A 5658-nucleotide genomic window follows, 5' to 3' on the forward strand; every position below is an offset into this window, starting at 1 on the left:
GTCCGATTGGTTCACCTAACCATCCGTGGGGATAAACAAAATCCCCCCACGGATGGAAGTTTCACTTTATCCCGCATATAACCGGCAGTAAGCTCCCCACTTCAAGCAATAAAGAGAAACCACTATTGGTAAAGTGGGTGATCAACTGCCGGTAAATGTCCGATTGGTTCACCTAACCATCCGTGGGGATAAACAAAATCCCCCCACGGATGGAAGTTTCACTTTATAAAAACTTAAAAGTGAAAAATGGCTTAGAATTTATTTCATGTCCTCATCTGTTTTCAAGAAGGTTAATAGCAAGAATAATGCGAAGCTGACAAGTAAGATAGAGCCACCAACGATAAAGAACACGGTGATTACCGCTTCGTTCATTGCAAAGGGGCGCAAGTAATAAAGCCACATGCCACTTGTTAACCCGATTGCACCAATAATTGCAGTCCATACATGGAGTGCTGCGATTACTTTATTGACAGGTGTAAAAATCTTATAATACACTGCCCAAGCAAATAATGTTAGCCAGCCAACGACAAGAATATGAGCATGTACAGTTTTAAATTCATAGCCACCAGCTCCAGCCATATGTGAACCAATAAAAGCACCAATCAATGCAAAAACAGCAGAAAAACGCAATAAAGCTTTACTATATGTATTCAACAAAAACGCTCCTTTTCATTCATAGAATGGTACAATGCTTATAATAAGAAAGAAGTATGAACGGAAGATGAACCGTAGATTACAGATTTATCCTGTATGAACGAGCAGACCGTCATCACCTCAAGACTATCTCCGGATCCCGAAAAAGTCGGATTTGTAAGCTAAGTGCAACGTACTTTAGGTATAGTTGAACCAATCAGATGCGTACTGGCGATTGCTTGAAGTGTATGCGGATTTTAGAATAATGAGGGGAGAGAGACCTCACGAATAGAAGGATAACTTTATTTCCATAGTAATCGGGCAGTGATCGCTACCTAGTACATGTGAATGAATATTAGAATCAATTAGTTTCGCTGTTAGACGATCAGATACAATAAAATAATCGATCCGCCAACCGATATTTCGTTCACGAATGGTCTTCATATAGGACCACCACGAATATAGCCCCTCTGTATCTGGATGGAAGTAACGGAGACTATCTGCAAAGCCATTATCCAAAATACGAGTCATTTTTCCGCGTTCTTCTGTAGTAAACCCAGAATTTCCGTGATTTGTTTTATGATTCTTTAGATCAATTTCTTGATGAGCTACATTGAGGTCACCACAATATATAAGAGGTTTGCGTTCGTCTAACGCTTGCAGGTATAGAAATAATTTATCTTCCCATTGCAACCGATAATTAAGTCTAGTCAGATCTCTTTTGGCATTTGGTGTATAGACATTAACAAGATAAAAATTCTCAAATTCTAGTGTAATAATTCGACCTTCTTCCTCACTTTCCTGTTCACCAACTCCATACGAAACAGATAAAGGCTGCTGTTTTGTAAAGACAGCGGTACCTGAATAGCCTTTTCTTTCAGCGTAATTCCAATATTGGTAATATCCTTCCAACTCTAGATCGATTTGTCCGGCTTGTAGCTTTGTTTCTTGGAGGCAGAAGATATCCGCATCTACCTTATGAAAATAGTCGAGAAAGCCTTTCCGAACACAAGCACGAATACCGTTAACATTCCAGGATACGAGTTTCATATAATATCTTTTCCTTTCTATATTTACATCTAATACATTATCATGCATATCTTTTATCCCGCATATAACTGGCTCTAAGCTCCTACCTCAAGCAATAAAGTGAAACCAATATTGGTAAGTGCGGGATCGACTGCCAATAAATGTCTGATTAATTCAAAGGCGTTTAGGTCATACCCTTGTGGTACTAGCAATCAGTGGGAGATAAACAAAACCGCCACGGATGGAAGTTTCACTTTATTCTAGCATATAAAGCACAGTCGTATGTTTATCAAATGCTTTCTCATTAAAAGAATTAAAAAAAGAATTGACAGGCCAACTGTATTAACCGTATAATACATTGCATAGGCGTATTATACGGTCAATACAGTAATGCGAATTTTTTTACACCTAGTGTATTAATAGGTTGATACACATGAGAATTGCATCTAATGACATGATTAGGAGTTGTTGCTATGAAGGTAAATTTTAATAATCGTGATCCTGTTTATGTTCAAGTTGTACGACATTTCAAAGAACAAATAGCTACGAATAAATTGGAGCCAGGACAGGAAATACCGTCACGCAGAGAACTGGCAGGTCAGTTAAAGATAAACCCAAATACTGTTCAACGAGCTTATAAGGAAATGGAGGAGCAAGGATTGATTTATACCGAGCGTAATTTGCCCAGTAAAATAACAAGGGATGAGGAGATGCTGCAATCTGTTCGTGAAGAGCTTCTCTTAGAAGCTGTTCACGCATTTATTGCATCTGTCCATTCAATTCAAGTCCCGTTTGATGAGTTAGTTGAATTGTTAAGAGAAAAATATGAAGAGGCAAGTGATGAAAAGGGGGGACAGCAATGATAGAGGTAAAGGATATTACGAAAAAGTTTGGGAGAAAGCAGGTACTTAAAGGTGTCAGTTTCAGTGCAAATAAAGGAGAGATTACGTGCTTAATTGGTATTAATGGTGTTGGAAAAACCACTATCCTGAATGCAATTATGGCACTGACGCCGATAAATAAAGGACAGATATTAATTGATGGAGAAAAAATTAAAAAGGAAAGCTTCGATAAACTAACCTTCATTCCCGATGCAATAACTGTCTTACCGAACATGACAATAGCCGATTCCATGCAATTTATGCGTGATTATTATAAGTCCTGGAATGAGCAACGGGCAACAGACCTACTCCAATTCTTTAAGCTAAATCCTACGGATAAAATCGCTCAATTATCAAAAGGGAATACAGCAAAGGTGAACCTATTACTTGGTTTAGCATTAGATGTTGATTATATACTAATGGATGAACCATTCTCTGGGATCGATATGTTTAGTAGAGAACAAATTGCTGATGTGTTTACCAGTCATTTAATCGAAGATCGTGGTGTTATTATAACGACACATGAAATAAGTGATATTGAACACTTGATTGATAAGGTTGTACTACTCGATGAGGGTGTTGTTATTAAGCAATTTAACACAGAGGAAGTTCGAGAAATGGAAGGGAAATCAGTAGTGGATGTGATGAGAGAGGTGTATCAGTCATGAAAAGCTATTTAAAATTAACAAGCTTTGAATTGAGCAGGTTTTTCAAGCTGTATCTAGTATTAATCGCCATCACCATTATTTCACAGATTATTGGCGTAATTGTTTATTCTAATAGTTACTTAAATGAGATGAATAAAGTAATCTATGAGGAACAGATGCCAAAAGCAGAGTTTCTTGAAGTCTACGGTAGATCTAGTTTGTTTGATCTGACACAAACACTTTGGTTCTTGGGCCCAATTGCCCTTTGTGTTGTCGCATTAATCTTTTACGTCTTTTTTATTTGGTATCGCGATTGGTTCGGAAAGAATACTTTTATTTATCGCCTACTTATGTTGCCTACGGCTCGGATTAATGTATTTTTCGCCAAAGCAACTTCTATATTTCTAATGGTGCTGGGATTAATTGCGCTACAAATCGTTTTATTATTTATCGAAAATATGATTTATCAGTGGATGGTTCCTAATGAATTTCGGACAGATATGGCTGTGAGTCAAGTTATTCAAAATTTTCGTTACCTCAATATTATCATACCAACAACCATTACTAAATTAATTCTTTCCTATGGTGTTGGCTTTATGGCAGTCTTCATTATTTTTACAGGTATTCTTTTAGAGCGTAGCTATCGATGGAAGGGGATATTTCTTGGCATTGGTTACTGTGCAATCGCAGCAGCAGTTTTTGTTTTACCAATTATTATTCAGGAACTGTTACAGAAGAATTATTTGTATCTCGTAGAGTTAATCATCATTGAGGTGATATTAGGGCTATTCGTTGCTGCTTGTTCCATCTGGCTAAGTAGTTTTCTATTGAAACATCGAATCACTGTATAGAGGGGGAAGAAGGAATGAAACGTTATTGGGAATTAATTATAATTGCAGCATTCGCCATATTCGTTATTGGCGCGTTTTATATACAAAAGGCTGTGGCTGAAAACCAGCTTCCTACTTTTGAATGGAAGAAGCAAGCTGGTAATGATGACTTTATAGCTCGTGCGCAGCTTGGCGGTTCATTAATGGAAGATTTATATCATAATGAATTAATGATCTCTGCAGACGGGACGACGTATCGGAGTGAGCTGTCTCTTGTTGAAGAGCTCGAAGGAATGCGAAAGCATCCAATCATTGAAGAGCTTCAGGCGGAGCACCGTAATTTTATGCGAGGAAAGGATGGCTTAACACGTTTTTACGAGGATGATAAACTGCTTGTTTATGCTGAGGCTGATTCTAAATGGGATCGACAAACATATACAGAATCAGACTTTCAGTTAAACATTGATGTGCTTTACAAGGATAAGAATGATAAGGTTTCATTTACGGTCGATATTCCAAACCAAGATGATTATCGCTACATGATGGTTGAGGATGTAGTAGTAACAAACGAAAACCTTCATGTTATTACACGAAATGAGTTAGTAACGACGGATGATCAAATGAGTAATGAATTACGAATTTATCGCATAAATTTAACGGGAGAAAAGCTTATTAATGAAGAAAGTATTGTTACTTATACCAATGGTGGAGAGGATAACAATACAGAAATTATGTTACTTCAAGATCCAGAGGATATTGAAAAAAATAACGATATAGTTTTCCAAGCTGATTATTATGAACCGGAACAGCTCGAAGACGGATCGTATCAAGATGTTGTAAAGGATAGTAAGTTATTCACGTTTAACTTAGAGACGAGAGAGAAGGTTCAACTGGATATTCCTAAGAAGCTACAAAAGCAAGAAATTATACCTGTGAATGATGATAATATTTATTTTTTACACAATACAGCAAAGGGGATAGAAATAACAACATTTGCTATCGCAGAACAAAAGGTGACGAATAGCTTTCAGATTGAACTACCGAAACAGCCTGATATGCCGGAGATTGATGAAAAAGCAGCTGAATTAACAGGGGAAACTGCTGTCACAGATGCTGAAATAAATTGGGGTCAATACCGTATGAAAGATGGTAAACTGTATATTACTAGTGGGAAACAAACGGAGAGCAGTAATCTATCTATGCATGTGGTTGACTTAAATAATGGAGATATATTATACAAGGGTAAGCTGGAGAGAACAGATAATCCTAAAGCTGGAACAGCCTATAGTTTAGATTTTTACGAAATGACAGTAAAATAGAAATACGAAAGGTTTCATATAGAATGGTTGGTCAGTGTTACCAACCATTTTCTTTGTAGTTTAGGAAATGATAAAATTTGCTCATGTGGATAAATAGGCGCGTGTTGAGCCGCGTCCAGCTCCAGTTCCCAGAACAAGGCGACTCCACGAATTGCTTCTAAGCTAAGTCATTATCGGTTCACAAGTCACCTTGATTTCTTTACCTCCGTTGATTTGCTCCAGTCGCTACGTTTCTAATCGGGCGCTTGTGCTTTTGTTCTAAGTTAAGAAAGTATAAAATCAGTGCAATGACTGCGTTAAGCCAAGTAGTTATTTTGAA

General features: G+C 37.4%; 6 protein-coding genes. 4 read left to right on the plus strand and 2 right to left on the minus strand.

The window, feature by feature from the left end; all coding sequences use genetic code 11:
• Positions 1-258: 258 nt before the first annotated feature.
• Both ABDZ84_RS18705 and ABDZ84_RS18710 read right to left on the minus strand, forming a co-directional pair.
• Positions 259-654, minus strand: coding sequence for a hypothetical protein (locus ABDZ84_RS18705; RefSeq protein WP_121604452.1), 396 nt, complete (start codon positions 652-654; stop codon positions 259-261).
• Between the two features lie 261 nt (positions 655-915).
• Positions 916-1683: an exodeoxyribonuclease III gene (locus ABDZ84_RS18710; RefSeq protein ID WP_026682916.1), complete on the minus strand. Its 768-nt coding sequence runs from the start codon at positions 1681-1683 to the stop codon at positions 916-918.
• A gap of 452 nt (positions 1684-2135) precedes the next feature.
• On the opposite strand from ABDZ84_RS18710, the gene ABDZ84_RS18715 reads away from it, so the two are divergent.
• The 4 genes from ABDZ84_RS18715 to ABDZ84_RS18730 are packed head-to-tail and all read left to right on the plus strand — an operon-like array spanning position 2136 to position 5339.
• Positions 2136-2525 carry a GntR family transcriptional regulator gene (locus ABDZ84_RS18715; RefSeq protein ID WP_026682915.1) on the plus strand — a complete coding sequence of 130 codons (390 nt, stop codon included), beginning with the start codon at positions 2136-2138 and terminating at the stop codon, positions 2523-2525.
• The gene (locus ABDZ84_RS18720; RefSeq protein ID WP_026682914.1) at positions 2522-3211 is read left to right on the plus strand and encodes an ABC transporter ATP-binding protein; all 690 of its coding nucleotides are present in this window, start codon (positions 2522-2524) and stop codon (positions 3209-3211) included. Before ABDZ84_RS18715 ends, ABDZ84_RS18720 begins: the two co-directional genes overlap by 4 nt.
• Positions 3208-4041, plus strand: coding sequence for a hypothetical protein (locus ABDZ84_RS18725; protein ID WP_026682913.1), 834 nt, complete (start codon positions 3208-3210; stop codon positions 4039-4041). The genes ABDZ84_RS18720 and ABDZ84_RS18725 overlap by 4 nt, the downstream gene beginning before the upstream one ends.
• 14 nt (positions 4042-4055) lie before the next feature.
• Complete coding sequence (locus tag ABDZ84_RS18730) at positions 4056-5339, plus strand: hypothetical protein (RefSeq protein WP_026682912.1); 1284 nt, start codon at positions 4056-4058, stop codon at positions 5337-5339.
• The last annotated feature ends 319 nt before the right edge of the window (positions 5340-5658 follow it).

The sequence above is a fragment of the Virgibacillus salarius genome, assembly GCF_039521925.1.
GTDB lineage: Bacteria > Bacillota > Bacilli > Bacillales > Amphibacillaceae > Virgibacillus > Virgibacillus salarius.

Bases quoted from the DNA above. Each gene is read 5' to 3' on its own strand.
- ABDZ84_RS18710 (WP_026682916.1), bottom strand. From the start codon at position 1,683: ATGAAACTCGTATCCTGGAATGTTAACGGTATTCGTGCTTGTGTTCGG.
- ABDZ84_RS18725 (WP_026682913.1), top strand. From the start codon at position 3,208: ATGAAAAGCTATTTAAAATTAACAAGCTTTGAATTGAGCAGGTTTTTC.
- ABDZ84_RS18715 (WP_026682915.1), top strand. From the start codon at position 2,136: ATGAAGGTAAATTTTAATAATCGTGATCCTGTTTATGTTCAAGTTGTA.
- ABDZ84_RS18730 (WP_026682912.1), top strand. From the start codon at position 4,056: ATGAAACGTTATTGGGAATTAATTATAATTGCAGCATTCGCCATATTC.
- ABDZ84_RS18720 (WP_026682914.1), top strand. From the start codon at position 2,522: ATGATAGAGGTAAAGGATATTACGAAAAAGTTTGGGAGAAAGCAGGTA.